Source organism: Gloeocapsa sp. DLM2.Bin57 (assembly GCA_007693955.1).
In the GTDB taxonomy this organism is placed as follows: Bacteria; Cyanobacteriota; Cyanobacteriia; order Cyanobacteriales; family Gloeocapsaceae; genus Gloeocapsa.
In genome coordinates this window covers 1-18,518 of the sequence record RECR01000135.1, presented here as the reverse complement: position 1 = coordinate 18,518, position 18,518 = coordinate 1, and the positions used below count along the sequence as shown (strand labels likewise).

Sequence of the window (18,518 nt, the reverse complement as noted above, 5' to 3'; positions counted from 1 at the left end):
GTTTATATTTATTCAATCTGGTTTCTCTGAGCAAGCAAATCCTGAAGCTTGGGGATGACCACCACCGTTATACTCTTTGGCTATTTTGCTACAATCAAACCCCCGACGAGAACGTAAAGAATAACAGACTTTATCCTGTTTAACATACCATGCTGCTACTACTGGATAATCTTGATATTGTTCAGCATTAAGCATCGCGTGACAGGTTTCGCTAATCAGGTGGGGTGTATTAACTAAGGGGATTAACTCTTGTTTTCCTGGTAATTTACCTAAATAGGACATAGATAACTGACTTTTGACGTTGTGAGCATTAGCTTGAAGCAGAATCTCACCCATTTTGACTAATTCAGAGATTTGCTGATTATCTAGATAGGGTAACCAGGTGTTGAAATCTTCGTAACCAAAAGTCATTAAAACCGCTGTTACTGCTGCTGTTTCGGGGTATTGCCATTGCCAGAGGTCGCGATCTTGAATTAGTTTAAATAGTAGAGGTATGGGTTGTTCGGGGTGGAAATATTCCCAAGTAATCATTGCTCCTGAGCGTTTTAAATCAAAAACCGAGTCTTTAAGTCCTAAAAACCCCGTCATATCTTCTAAAGCAGTTTTATGATGGTCTAAAACGATGACTTGATGATTTTCTGGTAAGGTTTCCATCACCGAACGTGGGTAACAGAAATCTAATAGATAAATAGTACTTTGGGGCTTTAATAGTGGTAAGGGTTCTTGATGTTGTACAGGTATATATTCAGCAGCGGATTTAAATTTCAGATAAGCAGCTATTGCACTTCCGTAACCATCTAGACAGTTTTTATGATAGAGAAAATAAATCATTTAGTTTATCCGTATCTAAGAGAAAGAGAGGGTGAGAGTTGGGTATTTTCACTATTTTAGAGCTTAAGGAAGCAATCTTGTTTTTAGTTAGATAACTTGTGGGTAGAGAAGCGATATTCTCTGTAGGTACACGTTGAATAACAGGAGGATTAACTAGGGGTAACCCGACTAAATCTTGATTAGCTAATTGCATAATTAATAAATAAGGGTAAGATGTTTGATTGGTGGATTTTTCTAATCCTAATAAATAGGCTAAATCAATGACGACAATTTCCTGGTTTTGATATTGGGTTAAACTGATTGGATTAGAAGGAGATAGCCCATAAATTGCTTCTGTAGTTATGACTTTAATTACAGATAAAACTGAGATAGCAAACCAATTTTGGTCATAAGCAAAAGTTAAAAAATGAGCGATGTTGGTGTTAGTTTGTTGACGCAAACGCCGAGATTTAAAGGAAGAAAAATCATTCATAAGATTTAAGCGTAGCTAATAAAACTTGCTCTTGAAATGGTTTAGAGAAATAATCTGTAGCGCCAAGACTCATAGCGGTTTGGCGATGTTTTTCACCACTGCGGGAGGTGAGCATAATCACTGGTAAAGATTTATATTCAGGATGAGAACGAACTTGACTCAGGAAAGCATAACCATCAAGACGAGGCATTTCTATATCACAGATTACTATATCTATATGGTTAGTAGCTAGTTTTTCTAAGGCTTCTTGACCATCTTTAGCTTGCTCTACTTTATAACCGACTTTTTCTAGGGTTAAAGCCAGAAAACGACGGACATTAATCGAATCATCTACTACCATAATAGTCTTTTTGGCAGTGGTTGTCTGATTAATAAGGAGAGTTTCTGTGTCTGAGAAGGAATCAACAGAGGTAGTCAGATTAACAGCAGAGTGATCAGTTTCTAACCAGTTAATTAAAGCTAGAGGATCGGCGATAGGGACTACACGCCCATTACCTAAAATAGTACAACCAATTAACCCTGTAGGTAACGGTATAACTCCTTCTAGAGTACGTACTGTAACTTCTTGCTCACCCCAATAGCGCTCCATTTCCAAAGCAAATAAACGATTTCCTTGAGCAATCATCAAGACAATGGGTTGATTAATAATTGGTGATCCATCCCCAGGAGATTCTGGACTCAAGCGGTTAAAATTAAGCCAAGGAGCAAGAGATAATAAAGGGATAATCTCCCCATCCCAATTGAGTAAATGTTGTCCTGCTGTTTCTATTCTCATGTCAGGGGTAATCACGAGCATTTCTTCTACCACGCTAACGGGTATCGCTAGGAGCATTTTGCCACTTTCTAGCAGTAAAACTTTAACTACTGAGAGGGTAAAGGGTACGATAATGGTAAAAGTAGTACCTTGTCCTGGTTCGCTGTTGACTTGAATCTGACCCCTAATTTTTTGTAACTCTCTACGAACGATATCCATACCGAGACCTCTTCCTGAGAGTTCGGTTACTTGGGAAGCGGTACTAAATCCTGGTTCAAAGATTAAATCAATGAGTTTTTCGTTACTCAGGTTTTGTTGGGGTGAATTACCGATTTTTTGGCGAATTTTAGCGATATTAATCCCTTGTCCATCGTCTTGGATGGTGATAATAATCAGGTTTCCTCTTTGTCTAGCGTCAATTGTAATTGTTCCTGTGGGGTTTTTACCTAAATCTATCCGCTTTTGGGTATCTTCTATCCCATGGTCAAAAGCATTGCGTAAGAGGTGAATTAAAGGATCATTAAGCAGATCGAGAATGGTACGATCTATCAGAGTTGATTCTCCTGTGACGACGAGATTGACGTCTTTACCATATTTGATGGTCATTTCTCTGATTGCTCTAGGAAAGAGTCTGACTAAATCAGCGAAAGGACGTAATCTGACTTGGGTAAGATTATTTTGTAATAATTCTGATGTTCGCGAAATACCTTTAGCTGCTTTTTCGGTTAAGTCTAGATTGGTTTCGATGTCTCCTGTTACCTCTTGAATTTGAACGATGATTTCCATCAAGTCTTGAAACAGGGGGTGTATTTCGGTATAGCGATCGAATTCTAAACTATCCCAGGAGTCGGATATATCTGCGTAAATTTGACTGTTTTGGGGTTGTCTAATTTTTGCTGTCTGATCATAGATAATTCTCAAGGAGCGATTAGCTTGGTCTAGATTATTGACTCTTTGTTTGAGTAATCCCATCAGACTAGTTAGTTGTTGTAATTGTAGGTTTAAACCATTGCGTTCAATAATTAACTCACCAAATAAATCCTCTAGTTGTGCTAATTTTTCGGCTGATACGCGTAGATTATGTTCACTAGGGGTGGTTGGGGGTGGAGGTGGAGTGATGGTGGGGGATGGTGAATCATCAGTAGTAGTGGTGACTAGGGTTGCTTCTGTAATCAGGGGTTGGGAATCTAGCTCGGGTAGATTGGTGGGAATGAGGGAGAATTGCTGATTAACAACTAAACTTTGAGCATAACGCCATTGTTGTAAGGCTAATTCGCTTATTTCCAGGAGATTTTCTGCTGTAGCTTGGTTTAGCGCTTGTTCAATAGCTAGACAGAGGGATTGAAACTCCCTTAGTTCGAGCATTTCCCCTAAACCTCCTAATTCTTGAGCGACTAGGGTAAATTCTTCCCGTAAACAGGTTTTATCTTCACTATTGATGACTGTTTCTAGACGTTGTAAACAACCTTCTACCTCGGTTGTAAACATTAAGACGCGGATATCTTCCCCGGAGGAAACCTCTAGGATAGCCAGAGAGTCTTCCCCGGAGGTGTATCCGAGTTCTTCTTGTACTTGGTTAAAGAGTGGCTCTGCTACTTGTGTTATCCAGTTAGGATCTATGGTTTCTACACCTTGACGATATTCGTTGACACAATATTTGAGACAATCTATGGTTTCAAGGAGTAATTGTTCTGTAGCTACGGATTCACAAATATAACCAGGTTGCCAAAAGTTAAAACAGTTTTCTAGTTGGTGAGATAATTCGCTCAAGGTGGGATAGTTCATTAATGCTGCTCCACCTTTGAGGGAGTGAGACGCTCTTCTAATGGTTTCTAGGCGATCGCCTGTTAGGGGTTGATTAGCGATACCTAGTAAACCTAGTTCTATGTTTTTGATGTATTCTTCGGCTTCCTCTAGGAATTGTTGTCTGATTTGTTGTTCTTGATAATAAGACATGACTTATTCAACCGTAAAGGTTTCTACAGATGCTTGTAAATTTACAGCCGAAGCTACAGTTGTTTCTAGAGAGGAGGAGATTTTCTGGGCTGATGCTGCGGTTTGGTTGGAAATTACGGCGATTTCCTGCATTAAGTCGGTTAATTCTTGAGAGGTTGCGGTTTGGGATACAGTAGCTAGGGAGATAATTTGTACTAGTTGGTCAATTTGTTGAGATTCACTGACGATTTGGGCGAGACTTTCTTTAGCTTTGGTGACTAAGTCTGTACCTTGGATTACTTGGGTTGTCCCGATTTCCATGGCTTCCACTACTTCTTGGGTTTCTAGTTGAATCGTTTCGACTATTTGCTCAATTTCTTTTGTAGCTGTGGCTGATTGGGCTGCTAATTGTCCTACTTCTTCGGCTACAACTGCGAAACCTCTACCTTCTTCCCCAGCTCTAGCTGCTTCGATACTGGCGTTGACCGCTAGGAGGTTGGTTTTGAGGGCGATTTCGTTAATTAAGGCGATTACTTTGGAGATTTTTTGGGATGCTTCCCCGAGTCGTTTAACTTTTTTGGCTGTATTAGATACGGTGTCGCGGAGATTGAGAATACTATCTACTGTTTGAGTCATCCCTTCTTCTCCTGCTTTAGCTACATTAGAAGCGTTTCGCGCTACGCTAGCGGCTGAGCCTGCGTTTTCCGTGATTGCTTGAATTGATTGTGACATATCTTGAACCGAGTTGAGCATCTGTTGTATTTTTTGGGCTTGTTCTCGGGATTCATCGGTTAATTGGTAGATTGATTTGGCTTCATTTTTTAATGATTGGTTGACTTCTGTAGTGGTTTGTTTAACCTGAGTTACGATATCGCGTAAATTTTCCAAAATCACGTTAAAGAAGTCAGCGACAATCCCTATTTGTCCTTCTGTAATATTTGCTCTTACTGTTAAGTTACCAGAAGCTGCTCCTTCTACGTCGTTAAGTAGGTTGAGTAATTCTTCTTGAATCTGACGGCTTTGTGCTTCGGTTCGTTCGGCTTCTTTTTGTTTACTCTCGATTAAAGCTAACCCCCCTAAGGCTTGAGCGAGATTGGTTGCTAATGATTGGCTATATTCTATCTCTGTTGGTTGCCAGTTATGGTAATTTTGGCAATGATGGGCTATTAATAATCCGAATAGTTCTTGACCTTGGAGAATGGGTACAATCAGGTTAGATTTGACTTTGAGACGTTTGAGCAATTGCAGTTGAGTAATGTCATAATTGATTTCGTCAATATTGTCTTGACTGATTATTTCTCCTTGGAGATAACTATTTAATGATTCTAGATTGAGTAGTGAGGTTAGATTCTCTTCTTCTAAAACTTGAGGATATTCTTCTCTGACTACTTCTGAAGCTAGATAACCTATACCATCTGGCAAGAAGCGATATACTAACAAACGATCTACTTTTAATTCTCTTAAAGCTTCTTGGAGTACTGCTTCTAGAGGTTGGCTTAATTCTTGGGCGTTTTTGGCTTGTAAAATCTGGTTAAATAGCTCTTTTTGACGGATTTGTTGGCTTTTTTCTTGTTCTGATTCAGTAATATTATCCGCTAGGTAATTAAAGGTTTTGGCTAGTTCTCCTACTTCATCTCCTGTAGTAATCGGAGCACGTATTCGGCGATCGCCTTTGGCAAATCTTTCTGTTGCTTGTTGTAATTTTTCAATTGGTCCGGCGATCGCTCTAGTCAGTAGATTGGCTAACCATATACTCAACAGTAATGCTAAACTAGCTACCCCTAATTGGATCAAGAGAGTATTTGTTAATAACTCATTTAAGTCTCTTTCTGGTGTTCCTCGAATCAAAATAGCTATAGGGGGATTATCTGCATCTTTAGGGATCAATCCTCCTGCTGTTTCTTGCCAGATATTAGGTAAAGTTGTGGCTGTAACTGTATATTCTTCTCCTTCTATCTCAATATCCTGTTGGGTTACACTCTCTTGGGGATTATTTACCGCACCTTGCAGCACTTCTAATTCACTAAGAGGTACATCAGCTATTTGCTTACCATCTTCTAATTGTTTTAAGGAACTCGCTAGGGAAAACGAACCATCAGCATTGCGATAATATACCGCGCTGTATCCTCCTCGAAAACTTTCTACTGTATCTCTAACTATGGGTAATTTCCCGTTTACTATATCTCCTGAGATTAAAACTGCGATAATCTGATTACTACCTGGTTCTTTTACTGGTGTAGCTGTATAGCGAATCAAAGCGTTATCCGTAGCTAATCCAGCAGCTAGGGGTGATCCTTCCTTCATTAATTCATCTTTGGATACAATCGCGCTAGCTCTAAATTGCTCACCTGTTTGTCTGACTTGTGTAACTAAATTTTCGGGATTAAATATTTCTCCTTTACGGTTATTATTGGCATTTATAATTATTCTTTGATCTACCCCTACTAGAGTGGCGTATTCGATTCTTCTGGCGATGATCTCTCCTCTGAGAATCTGTCTTACTTGTTGTTCTAATTCTGGTGGTATTGCTTGACCTTGTGATGCTAATACCGCTGCCTCAATAATCGCTACGTTATCTGCTTGTCCCCTAAAGCCAAACCCCATTTGGTTGATTTTAATCATATAATTAATGCGGGTGACTTCTGCTTCTGATTGGGATTGTGAGATTAATTTATCATTTCCTGTTCGTAAAATTAAATACGCTCCTAATCCAGTGATACCGAGTATTGATAATAATTGTGATAAGAGTAAAATCGTTAATTGTTTACGGTTAATCGGTAGTTTAGCAAACCATCTCTGTAAAGGTGCTTCGGGAAGTTTTAGGTTTTTATTCTCTAATTTTGCTGATTTTTGTTGACCATTTAGAGGTATTTTTTCTACTTTGGTTATTTCTAATTCTTTAGTCATTGTCTTTAATTTAGATAGGGGTTATTAGTAAGTTTTCCTGATAAAAATGCTTGAGCATCTAGTACTAGATACATAGAACTTGGTTTTTCAAACACACAACCTCTCAGATAGGGTACTAAACTAGCGTTAACTACTCCTAGGGGAGATTGGATTTCTTCTGGTTCAATTTGTTTAATTCCTTTGATTGCTTCTACAGCTAATCCTAGTGATTTTTTATTAATACTTATTATGGCAATATTATAGTTAGCAATTTCTAAGTTTAAGGGACTAAAGTTAAACATTGCTGCTAAATCTATTACCCAGATTACCTGACTACGTTGATTTAATAACCCTAAAACGAAGGATTCCATGTTAGGAATAGGGGTTATTTTTTCTTTCCCTATTACAACTACTTCTTGGGTTTGTGTCATCGGTAAAATTACCTGAGTTGAGCTATTTACTTGTAAATTTAAATATGCTTCTTTTTTACCTGAACTTGATTGTAGTAGCTCTGGATATTCCTTCATTTTATCAATTACATAATATCTATTTCCACCTATTGAGAATCGTAGCCAATTGTACGATCCTCAATAAATTATTGAATCTAATTAGCTACAGAACGCACTGCGCGGATAATTTCTTCTTTGGTAAAGGGTTTAGTTACATAAACGTCTATTCCTTGTTTCATCCCCCAGAGTCTATCTAATTCTTGATTTTTGGAGGTACAAGCTATCACAGGTAGTTTTTGGGTGGTGGGATTTTTTTTTAGATTCCGACATAATTCTAAACCACTCATTCCCGGCATTACTAAATCTGTAATTACTACGTCTGGTTTTTGGTTGTTCACTTTTTCTAGTGCTTCTTGTCCATTGTTAGCGTTGATTACGTTGTAGCCAACTTCTTGAAGATAGCTAGCAATTAATTGCTGTTGGGAAGGTACGTCTTCTACTACGAGAACTGTCAGCATTTTTTCCTTTTTAATTAGTAATAGTTACCCAAGATATTTTAAGACAATCTCGTTGAGTTTATCTTGACCAAATGGTTTAGTTAAATAATCTGTTGCTCCTGCTATTTTAGCTTTAGCGCGATCGATGATGCCATTTTTTCCTGTTACCATAATGATTGGTGTTGCACTTAAAGCTGAATGATTCCGAATTAAACTACATAAGCGATACCCGTCTAAATCAGGCATACCTATATCTAATAGTATTAAATGAGGTTTGATGCGGATAATCTCCATTAACGCTTTGGGAGATTCAGTAATGGGGTGAATTTTCACTTCTAGAGAGTTTAAATAATGACTAATCACCCTGATTACGGTAGGACTATCATCTACACAAACAATGATTTTTTCTTGTTGTGGAGTTGTTGTTGAAACCAGTTTTATTAGGTTAGGTAATTTGTCAAATGGTGTTTGAGGTGGACTCAGTTTAATCAACCCTTGACGTATCATTGGGTGAAGTTTTTGGGCTATAATCAGTTCATCCTGACCTAATCTTCCTCCTAGTTCCCGAAAGTTATAACCAACTAAAATTTTACCGTATTTTTTCCTGACTTCTTCTAGTAGTTGTTGCGATTCTTGTATTTCACGAGATATATACGGGGATTGATAACTTGATTCTATTTCTGGTGTAAGTAGTTGCCATTTTTTTAGTCTTTCTTCTGTTTTGGTTAATAATTCATCCAGAAAAAATCGAATCAAAATCGATTCATTTTCGGTATGTTTTTGAAAGCCAAAAAGATACTCATTTTCCTGTAATAATAACAATGATTCTAAGGCTTCTTGAATCAACCGAAAAATCAGGTTATAACTCTGGGTAGGTGAGAGGATTTTTTCTTGATACAACCAGTAAAGTACTTGATATTCAGGATTATAAATACCTTGTTTACTACTTTTAAATAGTATTAATCTGGTTTTAGCGATAACAGCGCTAGTAATTTGAGAGTTATATTTACTAAAAAAACGCAAATGACGATCAATTTTTTCTTCTGGTTTAAGAGAATTTGTGAGATAAATTATATTCCCTTGATTGAAGTAAACTGACCATTTCACTTCTCCCCAAGTTATTTGTAAATTTCCAGTGGATTTTAAATCTGCAAATCTTTTGAGAATAGTAATAATGTCTGTTGCTGTATTTTTAGTAAGTTCGTCATAGGATGAATACATACTAGGAATCGTCATAAGTCACGAGGATGCGCAACAAAATTCTATCATTTCCTCCCTAAAATGCAATCAGTAAATTTAACTAATCACTCTGGGTTAAATAGTGATTTTCGATACATTTTCCTAGTTAAATTGTTTGAGCTTATGAAAGCGATAAGGACCTAAAATAGCTCCCCAAATGGCTTTTTTGGTGTTAGGGTCAATCCCTTTGTCATAAGTACAAAGTTCCTGAGAATTAACGGTAAATCCGAGGGAGACTTGATAGGTTGAACCTTGGTAAGTAAAACAACAGGGTTGCGAGGATTGGGTCAAGGCTTGAAAATTTTCGTGATCAGAGGTTTCTACTATTAAAGTACAACCGGGAAGGAATTCTACTTGTTCTGTGGTTAAAGTATCTAGTTTCGAGGGGTTATTTCCCGCACCTTGAAAGGCTCGCACATCCTTAAACATATAATGTTCAACTTGTAATTGTGGAGATTCGCGTAAACGCAGCAACCGAGGGCGATAGGGTTGCTCTAAATTAACGATATTAGCTTGTTCAGCAAATAAAGTGATACTATCACTCCATAAATGAGGAACGGGACGTAACCATAAGCGTAGGTGAACGTACCAAATCGGCTCGGCGATCGCCTGTTGTTGATTATCAAATTCACCCGCTAGATAGTTAGCTAGGGTATGGAGAGGAAAAGATAGACTCATGACGCAAATTAACCCCAAAGATAGACTTATAGACGTGACATACTCCTACACCGAATCAAAGATTACGCTGTAGGCTTCTTGTCTTTCACCTTCAGAGATGATTGACCGTTTTTGACTAAACTTTGGTGTTCGCTTTCATCCCCAGGCTTAACAGCGCTCGGGACTTCTCGCTCACGTGTTAAGCTTGAATCTAGGTTCTTTGCTGAGGACATCCTGTACCTCGGTCGAAAAACTACAGTTTACTCTGTTTAACTACGGTTTAAGCGTGTCACAATAGAAGATAATGGTTATTATCATAGATTAAGTCTAAATTTGTTTGTGGAAAAAGTTCGCACTGTTTCAGATACTAAACGAGATTTCTATACTCAGCATACCCGTCCGATTAATTCTATCTACAGACGGGTAGTAGAAGAGTTACTCGTAGAAATACACCTACTTTCGGTCAATATTCATTTTCGAGTTGATCCTATCTATTGTTTGGGTGTGGTTAGTTCGTTTGAGCGTTTTATGCAGGGTTATCGTCCCGAAAAAGATAAAGAATCGATTTTTCAAGCTATTTGTCACGCAGTGGGGAGTAACCCACAAGAGTATCGAGCTAATGCTGATTTGGCTCTGAATTTGGCTAAAAGACAAGAGTCAATAGCTAATTTAATCTCTTGGTTTAACTCTCCTGATCCCCAAGAGGGAGAATACCCCCTAGCAGAAGCGGTGAAGGCGATCGCCCAAAATCCCCAGTTTAAATATAGTCGTCTTTTTGGTATTGGGCTATATACTATGATCAGTGAAATTGACTCAGAATTTTGGCGAAAGCAAGAATCAAAAGAGGAGATTACTACTCAATTAGCGGAGGTATTCCCTGTTTCTGCTGAAAAATTACAAAAAGATTTTGATTTATATCAATCTAATTTGGAAAAAATACAACAGATGATTATCGTCCTTGAGGAAGCCTTAGAAGCGGATCGCAAGAAACGAGAGAGAAAGAGTTTAGAATTAGATGTAAAAAAAGATGACGCACAAAGTTAAATTACTCTAAATTAAAACTTTTTTCCTATGGCTCTTTTGGCATTGTGGGGTAACAAGAAGTAGTAAGAAAGGAAAGTTGATCAACCTACCTCTTCTAATTCTTACGCCCTTTCCCCTTTTCCCTTTTCCCTATCACTAATAATTATGGTAATTAAAGCAGTAATTTTTGACATGGATGGACTCTTAATTGATTCTGAGCCTCTATGGCAACAAGCTGAAATAGAAGTTTTTCGAGAAGTTAATATCTTTTTAAATCATAAATTGTGTAAACAAACAACAGGTTTAAGAATTGATGAAGTAGTGGAGTATTGGTATAATAAATTTCCCTGGAAAAGTATTAGTCAAAGACAAGTAACAGAAGATATAATTAAAAGAGTTATTGACTTGATTTCTCAGCAAGGAGAAGCTAAAAGTGGCGTCAAAGAAATTTTCGAGTTTCTCAAGTATAAAAACGTAAAAATCGCTTTAGCATCTTCTTCAGCTTATCCAATTATTGATATAGTACTCAATAGATTAGGTATCAAAGAAGTCTTTACTGAAATTTATTCAGCTTCCGAGGAAGAGTATGGTAAACCCCATCCTGGAGTGTATCTAACGACGGCTAAGAAATTAGAAGTTAAACCCCAAGAATGTTTAGTCTTAGAAGACTCTCTCAATGGGGTAATAGCCGCTAAAGCAGCACAAATGAAGTGTATAGCTATTCCTGAGATCTTCCCTGATTATCATCCTAAATATATTATCGCTGATTTAGTGATGAAGTCTTTGTCAGAGATTAACGAGGATATTTGGCAAAAAATAGGGGTTTTGAACGGTTAAAATTTTCCTATTACACCGCCCAATCAGTACATAAATGTTCAGCCTGTTTTAAGACAGTCTCTGTGGCTTTTTCTTGTTTGTCAGGTGGATAACCATGTTTTTTAAGAAGTCTTTTAACAGTTATTCTTATCTTAGCCCTAGCACTCTCTTTAACATTCCAATCGATTGAAATATTGGCTTTAACAGCCTGCACTAAATCACGAGCTATCATTTTTAATGTCTCATCTCCTAGTACCTGAACTGCACTATTATTAGTATCAAGAGCATCATAAAAAGCTATTTCATCTTCTGTTAACCCTAAATCCTCTCCCCTGGTTTGGGCTTCCCTAAATTCTTTAGCAAGGTTAATTAACTCGTCAATAATCTGTGCTGTTTCTATAGCCCTGTTTAGATACTTTTTAACCGTAGCCTCAAGCATATCTAAAAAAGAGCGAGATTGGGTAATGTTTTTACGAGATTTAGTTTTGATTTGATCATTGATAAGTTTTTTAAGAGTTTCTAAGGCTAAATTTTTATAAGGAAGTCCTCTTACTTCTTCTAAGAATTGATCAGAGAGTATCGAGATATCAGGTTTAGCTATCCCTGTTGTTTGAAAAATATCAATTATTTGCTCAGACACAATCGCTTTACTTACTATTTGTTTAATAGCAAAATCAAAATATACCCCATCTTTTCTATCCGTAATGGTATGTTTTACTATAGCAACCTTAATAGCTTGAAAGAAGCCAACTTGATCACGAATGGCGATCGCTTCATCTAAACTACTACAAAGAGCAAAAGCTTTACTAAGCTCAGTTACTGCTTTTAAGTATCTTTTTTTACCATCTTCTAAACCCAAAATATAATCCATTGCGGCAGGAATAATACTCAATCTTTCTTTGGGAGAGCCTGTAAAAAACACAGAATAATCAAAACCATGATACATTGCCTTAACTATTTCGTATTTTTCTTGTAAAACTACTAAAGCCTCATCTACAGGAATACCTGCATTGTCTTTATCGCCATCTGTGTAATACTGTAATGCTGATTTAAGTTGCTCTGCTATACCAATGTAATCAACAATCAGCCCTGCGGGTTTATCTTTAAAGACACGATTAACTCTAGCAATTGCCTGCATTAAATTATGCCCCTTCATAGGCTTATCACAATACATCGTATGCAGACAAGGAGCATCAAAGCCTGTCAGCCACATATCCCGCACTATGACAAGCTTTAACTCATCTTCGGGTTGTTTAAAGCGTTTGGCTAAATCCTGTCTTCTCTTTTTATTGCGGCTATGCACTTGAAAAGCTTCATCATCAGCCGCCGATCCACTCATTACTACTTTAATAAAACCTTTGTCATCGTCTTCGTTATGCCATTCTGGGCGGAGTTTAATAATTTGATTGTATAAATCTACACAAATACGGCGACTCATGCAGACAATCATTCCTTTCCCGTCTATACTTAGCAGTCGATTTTCAAAATGATTTACTATATCAAAGGCGATTTGCTCTAATCTTTTTTCCGCTCCAACTAAAGCCTCTAACCTAGCCCATTTAGACTTAAGTTTTTCTTTGGTATCTATTTCTTCGGTTTCTGTTAACTCTTCAAATTCAGAATCAATTAGAGGACGTAATGATTCTAATAATTGTATTTTTGCTAAGCGATTTTCATAATATATCTTTTTAGTAGCTTCATCTTCTACTGCTCTTTGAATGTCATAAATATCAATATAATCTCCAAATAATAAAGGAGTATTTTTATCTTCTTGCTCAATAGGAGTCCCCGTAAATCCCAAAAATGAAGCATTGGGTAGTCCATCTCTGATATACTTAGCATATCCATAGGAAATAAAAGCTTCATCTTCTTTTTTGGTTATTTTGGCTTTTAATCCGTATTGGCTGCGATGGGCTTCATCAGCAATAAAAATAATATTTCGTCTCTCTGATAAGACGGGGAATTCTTCCTCTCCTGTATCAGGAGCAAATTTTTGTATTGTTGTAAAGATTATCCCGCCTGATGGTTTATTTTTTAGGTATTCTTTTAAGTCTTTTCTGCTTTCTGCTTGTTGTGGATTTTGTCTTAGTAAGTCAAGACAATTAGAAAAGGTAGTAAACAGTTGATTATCTAAATCATTTCTATCAGTTAAAATTATTAAGGTAGGGTTATTTAACTCTGCTTGTTGGGTTATCTTGGCTACATAAAAAGCCATAGTCAGACTTTTGCCGCTTCCTTGTGTATGCCAAACAACCCCTGCTTTTTTATCTCCCTGATCTGAAGTAGCCTTGATTGTGCATTTAATTGCTTTATTAACAGCGTGATATTGATGATATCCTGCCATTTTTTTAAGAATGCTTTCTCCGTCTGTTTCAAAGACTATAAAATATCGCAAGATATCAAGTATTATTTCTTTGTCAAAAATCCCCTTAATCATTACTTCAAACTCGGCTGAGCCTTTAGGTGCTATAATTTCTCCGTCTATGGTACGCCAGGGCATAAAACGTTCCCAATCAGCGGTAAGAGTGCCAAATCTTGCCTCTATCCCGTCTGAGACTATCAGTATTTGATTGTAATGAAACAGAGAAGGAATTTCTTTTTTATAGGTTTGTAATTGATTAAATGCCCCTCTAATTGTAGCGTTTTCATTACTGGGATTTTTTAACTCTATTACTGCTATGGGTAAGCCATTAATAAATATAACTACATCAGGTCGGCGATTATATTTATTTTCAATGACGGTAAATTGATTTAAAGCTAAAAAATCATTATTCTCTGGATTATTAAAGTCTATTAGCCAAACTTTATCGTATTTGATTCTATCTTCGGTAAAGTATTCTATATCTACTCCTTCGGTTAGGTATTTATGAAATTGTTTGTTGTTTTCAATCAAACTGGGGAAGTCAGTACGAGTAATTTTTTTAATCGCTTCTTCTATAGCATGAAAGGGGATATCTGGGTTAATTGAGATTAAGGCTGATTGCAGACGGTTTATTAATACTATATCTGCATAAGATTTTCTCTCTTCATTAGCGTTTAAGGTTGTATAACCAAGGTCTAAGAGAATGTCTAATGTTGCTTGTTCTACTATTGATTCGGTAAGATAAGACATAGGAAAATAAGGAGTAATGGCTGTGAATATTTTTTAGAAATTAGTAAGAGTTTCCCCTTGATATTTTATATTTTCTCCTGTAATAACAGAATACAAAACAACAGGATCTAAATCAGCTCCATTTTCCCAATAAATAGTTCCCCATTCTGAGTTAAGTTTAACCTTTTTAAAATACTCTAGGCTGTTTAATGGTTCAAAGATTCCTTTAAATTCTATCAATCTACTAATATCAACTACTCCATCTTTGCCATCTTCAAATTTAAGATAGAGTAAATAATTTTCTTGTGGTTTAACTTCGATAATATCTTTCAACATAATCTATTCTAATGGGTCAATTTTCTCTAAAGGTTGTTGTTCTTTTGCTCTTTGCCAGTTGGCGAGTAACTCTTCTTTATGAAGAGCCGCCCATTCAATAACTAATCCAAGAACTCTAGGTGTTAATTTGCCCTCCAAAACAGCAAGATTTTCTATATCGATAAGGGCTTTTTGTTGATTATACCTAACGTGAAAATGAGCTGGGGGATGGTCAGCATAATACATGGTAATAATAATTCCTAAAAATCTGCTTATTTCTGGCATTTATATTTCTTTTTCTCTTATTTTCTCTGCTTCTTTAATTCTAATTTCTCCTGATATTAGTTTGGGTAGAAGGGTGTCTCTAAGGTAGGCAATTTTTTTAGATTCTCTTTGGTTAGTATTAATTTTTGTAAAAATTGTATTTACCTTACTTGTAAAAAAATGAATTAAGTTATTACTAGGAATTAATATAGGTATTTTTTTGATTATTTTTGAATTAATAGCTTGTGCAATAGAAGAAGTATTACCCAATAAACTATAATCAAAAAAACTTAAGTACAAGTATGTATATTCACTTGATATTTTTTTTCTATCTTCTATATTAAAATGTGCTATCGCTTCATTTGTAACCATTTCTCCATCAGTTATAGCTAGACGACCTATAGTTAATTTAAAGCTTAAAATTACTGTATGATTTGGAACAATTTTGATATTAAATTTTTCTACAGCTTCTGGAATTAAGTATTCATTTGTATCAGTAATAAAAAGTCCGTTTTCTCCCATATCTCGTATTGATACCCATCGAATATTATGATAACTAGTTGAAAACCAGTGAGATTCTTTTCTTGGAGGAGTTTTTCCTATTGATATATTAAAGATCTTATCAGCTGATTTTACCTCCCACCCCTTCGGTATCATTCCCAACTCAGAATCAACAAAAGAGTCGGGGAAAAGATCGGCTATTTCTTTACTCATTCCTACAGGATCTCGACCTTCCATTTTAGCTCTTACTGGGTCAAAATCAATAAACCAAGATTTAAATATAGCCCTTGCTATGCTTTCTAGGGTGCGATTCATGCGTTGGTTGAGTTCGATTTTGTCGTCCAGTGTACCGAGTATATGGGCGATCGCTTTTTGTTCGGCAAGGGGGGGGAGGTAAATCTCTAATGGATGAATGTGATTACGGTTTAATGTTGGCACACCACTACCAACATTGTACTTTCCTAAATCAAGATAAGATAAAAGATAATAAATAAATTTTGGATTATTGCCTTTAAAATCCTTAACCCAAAGTGTTGTATTTAATGCCCAGAAATCCTTTTCAATAAACTGAGCAAAACCTAAACTTCCACTTCTTCCTATAACCACTCCAGGTGCTTTTACTCTAGCTTGATTATGAGTGCCAACAATGCCTGTTGATGCTACTACAGGAATATTTCCTAACTTTCTGTCCTTTGCTGGAAGATCAAATCCTCTTTGTAAAGTGATTGCTTCCCCAAGTGTAGTATAAATCCAAGAGTCATTCATAATTTAACTTATTCCTCTTCCTCCATATCCACCCTTTCTAATTCTTCTTCTAACTCCTCAATAGTAGGCAAATTACCCCTTAAATTATCAGGTAATAATTGTGTTAAAGAAATTTTTGCCACAGCTTGTGGCAGATTTATATTCCATAACCCAACCTCTCCAAATTCTTCTTAATTTCCTCTTCCAACCTCGCCGACTCCTTAAATTGCTCTATATTTTAATCTAACTCCTGCACAATCAACTCTACTTCCTTTTTTAAATCATCTAAATCATTTTCAACTACCCCCCAAATCTCAACAGCATCTACTCTCATATAATTGTGAATTAGAACATCCCTTAAACCAGCAATTTGTCGCCAAGGAATCCGACTATGATAACTTTTTAGTTGCTTCGCCGATAATCTCTAGATTTCGTATCACTGCATCCTGAATCATACGAGTACTTAAAAATTTATCTTTATCCTCAGATACATAAGACTGAATCAAATTGATAGACTCCAAAATATCATTTAAGTATAGTCTTTGCTCTCTCACAACCAAATAGCCTCATTAAGGACTTTATCTCTAATTAACAAAGGTAAATTTTGTGATTTGACCACATCTACTTTACACCCCAGAAAATCCTCCAACTCTTGCATAAGAGCGATTCTATCTAAAATACTACGCCCAGATTCAATATCTACTAATAAATCAAGATCGCTATTATCATTATTTTCCCCCCGAGCAACAGAGCCAAATATCCTAATATTATATGCTCCATACTTACGGGCAATTTTAATAATTTCTTCTCGCCTTTCTGCTAATACTTGTTTAAATTTCATACCCCAACACCTCTAAATTCTTCTTAATCTCCTTCTCTAACCTGGCTGACTCTGTAAATTGCTCCGCTAATTCTGAAGTTAATCTCGCCATTTTTTGCTCAAAAGGCTCATCATCCTCTGCTACTTCTTCTGCTCCTACGTATCGTCCAGGGGTTAAAACATAGCTATGGCTTTGTATTTCTTCTAAACTGGCACTTTTACAAAATCCTGGTATATCTTCATACTCTCTCGCTTCCTTTTCCCCTCGCCAAGCATGATAAGTATTAGCGATTCTGCTAATTTCTTCCTTAGTTAACTCCCGATGCACTCTATCAATTAATACCCCTAATTTTCTAGCATCAATAAAGAGAGTCTGTTTTTCTCTATTGCGAAACTTGCGGTGCGATCCCGGCGAGGAAACCTCACCAAGGGAACGCGCACCAAGACAACCATTTCTCTTGTTACGAGTTAAAAACCACAGACAAGCTGGTATTTGGGTATTGTAAAATAACTGTCCCGGAAGAGCTACCATACAATCAATTAAATCAGCCTCTATTAAGGCTTTACGAATCTCACCCTCTCCTGAAGTATTAGAACTCATTGAGCCATTGGCTAGAACAAAACCTGCTACACCATTAGGGGCTAAATGATGAATAATATGTTGTATCCAAGCATAATTAGCGTTTCCTTTAGCTGGTGTGCCATATTGCCAGCGTATATCTTCTGCTAGATGTTCTGCTCCCCAATCGCTCATATTAAAGGGTGGATTAGCAATAATAAAATCAGCTTTTAAATCCTTGTGTTGATCACTGTGAAAGGTATCAGCATTAGTTTTACCTAGATTCCCTTCTATTCCCCTAATTGCCAAATTCATTTTACACAGCTTCCAGGTTGTGGGGTTGGATTCTTGACCGTAAATAGAAATATCTCCAATTCTTCCCCCATGGGCTAAAACAAACTTCTCAGATTGTACAAACATACCACCAGAACCACAACAGGGGTCATATATTCTACCTTTGTAAGGTTCGAGCATTTCCACTAATACTTCTACTACACAGCGAGGCGTATAAAATTGTCCGCCTTTTTTCCCTTCTGCACTAGCAAATTCTCGTGACATACTCCTACACCGAATCAAAGATTATGGTGTAGGCTTCTTGTCTTTCACCTTCAGAGATGATTGACCGTTTTTGAGTGAGGCGATGCCCATCCCCACTTTTTTAATTA

Annotated in this window: 16 protein-coding genes and 1 pseudogene; 2 read left to right on the top strand and 15 right to left on the bottom strand. The window is 36.7% G+C overall.

The window, feature by feature from the left end:
• Nucleotides 1-12 precede the first annotated feature (12 nt).
• The 8 genes from EA365_16610 to EA365_16575 form a co-directional block, all read right to left on the bottom strand.
• Nucleotides 13-831, bottom strand: a complete 819-nt coding sequence (locus EA365_16610; GenBank protein ID TVQ41828.1) for a phosphoesterase — start codon at nucleotides 829-831, stop codon at nucleotides 13-15.
• A complete protein-coding gene (locus EA365_16605) occupies nucleotides 809-1,303 on the bottom strand; it encodes a chemotaxis protein CheW (GenBank protein ID TVQ41827.1) in 495 nt (164 codons plus the stop codon). The genes EA365_16610 and EA365_16605 overlap by 23 nt, the downstream gene beginning before the upstream one ends.
• The gene (locus EA365_16600; GenBank protein ID TVQ41826.1) at nucleotides 1,296-4,013 is read right to left on the bottom strand and encodes a hybrid sensor histidine kinase/response regulator; all 2,718 of its coding nucleotides are present in this window, start codon (nucleotides 4,011-4,013) and stop codon (nucleotides 1,296-1,298) included. Before EA365_16600 ends, EA365_16605 begins: the two co-directional genes overlap by 8 nt.
• Nucleotides 4,014-4,016: 3 nt before the next feature.
• Nucleotides 4,017-6,899 carry a HAMP domain-containing protein gene (locus EA365_16595; GenBank protein ID TVQ41825.1) on the bottom strand — a complete coding sequence of 961 codons (2,883 nt, stop codon included), beginning with the start codon at nucleotides 6,897-6,899 and terminating at the stop codon, nucleotides 4,017-4,019.
• Nucleotides 6,900-6,904: 5 nt separating this feature from the next.
• Entirely contained in the window at nucleotides 6,905-7,405 is a 501-nt protein-coding gene (locus EA365_16590) for a purine-binding chemotaxis protein CheW (protein TVQ41824.1), read from the bottom strand.
• Nucleotides 7,406-7,482: 77 nt separating this feature from the next.
• Nucleotides 7,483-7,845: a response regulator gene (locus EA365_16585; protein ID TVQ41823.1), complete on the bottom strand. Its 363-nt coding sequence runs from the start codon at nucleotides 7,843-7,845 to the stop codon at nucleotides 7,483-7,485.
• Between the two features lie 24 nt (nucleotides 7,846-7,869).
• A complete protein-coding gene (locus EA365_16580) occupies nucleotides 7,870-9,060 on the bottom strand; it encodes a response regulator (protein ID TVQ41822.1) in 1,191 nt (396 codons plus the stop codon).
• Nucleotides 9,061-9,165: 105 nt separating this feature from the next.
• Complete coding sequence (locus EA365_16575; GenBank protein ID TVQ41821.1) at nucleotides 9,166-9,741, bottom strand: chorismate mutase; 576 nt, start codon at nucleotides 9,739-9,741, stop codon at nucleotides 9,166-9,168.
• A 318-nt stretch (nucleotides 9,742-10,059) separates the two neighbouring features.
• Here EA365_16575 and EA365_16570 point away from each other — a divergent pair, with 318 nt between their 5' ends.
• Nucleotides 10,060-10,764 (top strand): photosystem II biogenesis protein Psp29, encoded by a 705-nt coding sequence (locus EA365_16570; protein ID TVQ41820.1) that lies wholly within the window; start codon nucleotides 10,060-10,062, stop codon nucleotides 10,762-10,764.
• A 144-nt stretch (nucleotides 10,765-10,908) separates the two neighbouring features.
• Complete coding sequence (hxpB, locus tag EA365_16565; GenBank protein TVQ41819.1) at nucleotides 10,909-11,580, top strand: hexitol phosphatase HxpB; 672 nt, start codon at nucleotides 10,909-10,911, stop codon at nucleotides 11,578-11,580.
• 10 nt (nucleotides 11,581-11,590) lie between these two features.
• Here the strand turns inward: hxpB and EA365_16560 are convergent, their stop codons facing one another.
• From EA365_16560 to EA365_16530, 7 genes and pseudogenes are all read right to left on the bottom strand, one after another.
• Nucleotides 11,591-14,671 (bottom strand): type I restriction endonuclease subunit R, encoded by a 3,081-nt coding sequence (locus EA365_16560; GenBank protein TVQ41818.1) that lies wholly within the window; start codon nucleotides 14,669-14,671, stop codon nucleotides 11,591-11,593.
• 33 nt (nucleotides 14,672-14,704) lie between these two features.
• Nucleotides 14,705-14,986: a DUF2442 domain-containing protein gene (locus EA365_16555; GenBank protein ID TVQ41817.1), complete on the bottom strand. Its 282-nt coding sequence runs from the start codon at nucleotides 14,984-14,986 to the stop codon at nucleotides 14,705-14,707.
• 3 nt (nucleotides 14,987-14,989) lie between these two features.
• Entirely contained in the window at nucleotides 14,990-15,250 is a 261-nt protein-coding gene (locus EA365_16550) for a DUF4160 domain-containing protein (GenBank protein ID TVQ41816.1), read from the bottom strand.
• Nucleotides 15,251-16,495, bottom strand: coding sequence for a restriction endonuclease subunit S (locus EA365_16545; protein TVQ41815.1), 1,245 nt, complete (start codon nucleotides 16,493-16,495; stop codon nucleotides 15,251-15,253).
• A 217-nt stretch (nucleotides 16,496-16,712) separates the two neighbouring features.
• Nucleotides 16,713-17,028 (bottom strand): annotated as a pseudogene (locus EA365_16540) (DUF86 domain-containing protein).
• Nucleotides 17,025-17,315, bottom strand: a complete 291-nt coding sequence (locus EA365_16535; protein ID TVQ41814.1) for a DNA polymerase subunit beta — start codon at nucleotides 17,313-17,315, stop codon at nucleotides 17,025-17,027. The pseudogene EA365_16540 and the gene EA365_16535 overlap by 4 nt, the downstream one beginning before the upstream one ends.
• Entirely contained in the window at nucleotides 17,305-18,411 is a 1,107-nt protein-coding gene (locus tag EA365_16530; GenBank protein ID TVQ41813.1) for an SAM-dependent methyltransferase, read from the bottom strand. Before EA365_16530 ends, EA365_16535 begins: the two co-directional genes overlap by 11 nt.
• Nucleotides 18,412-18,518 lie beyond the last annotated feature (107 nt).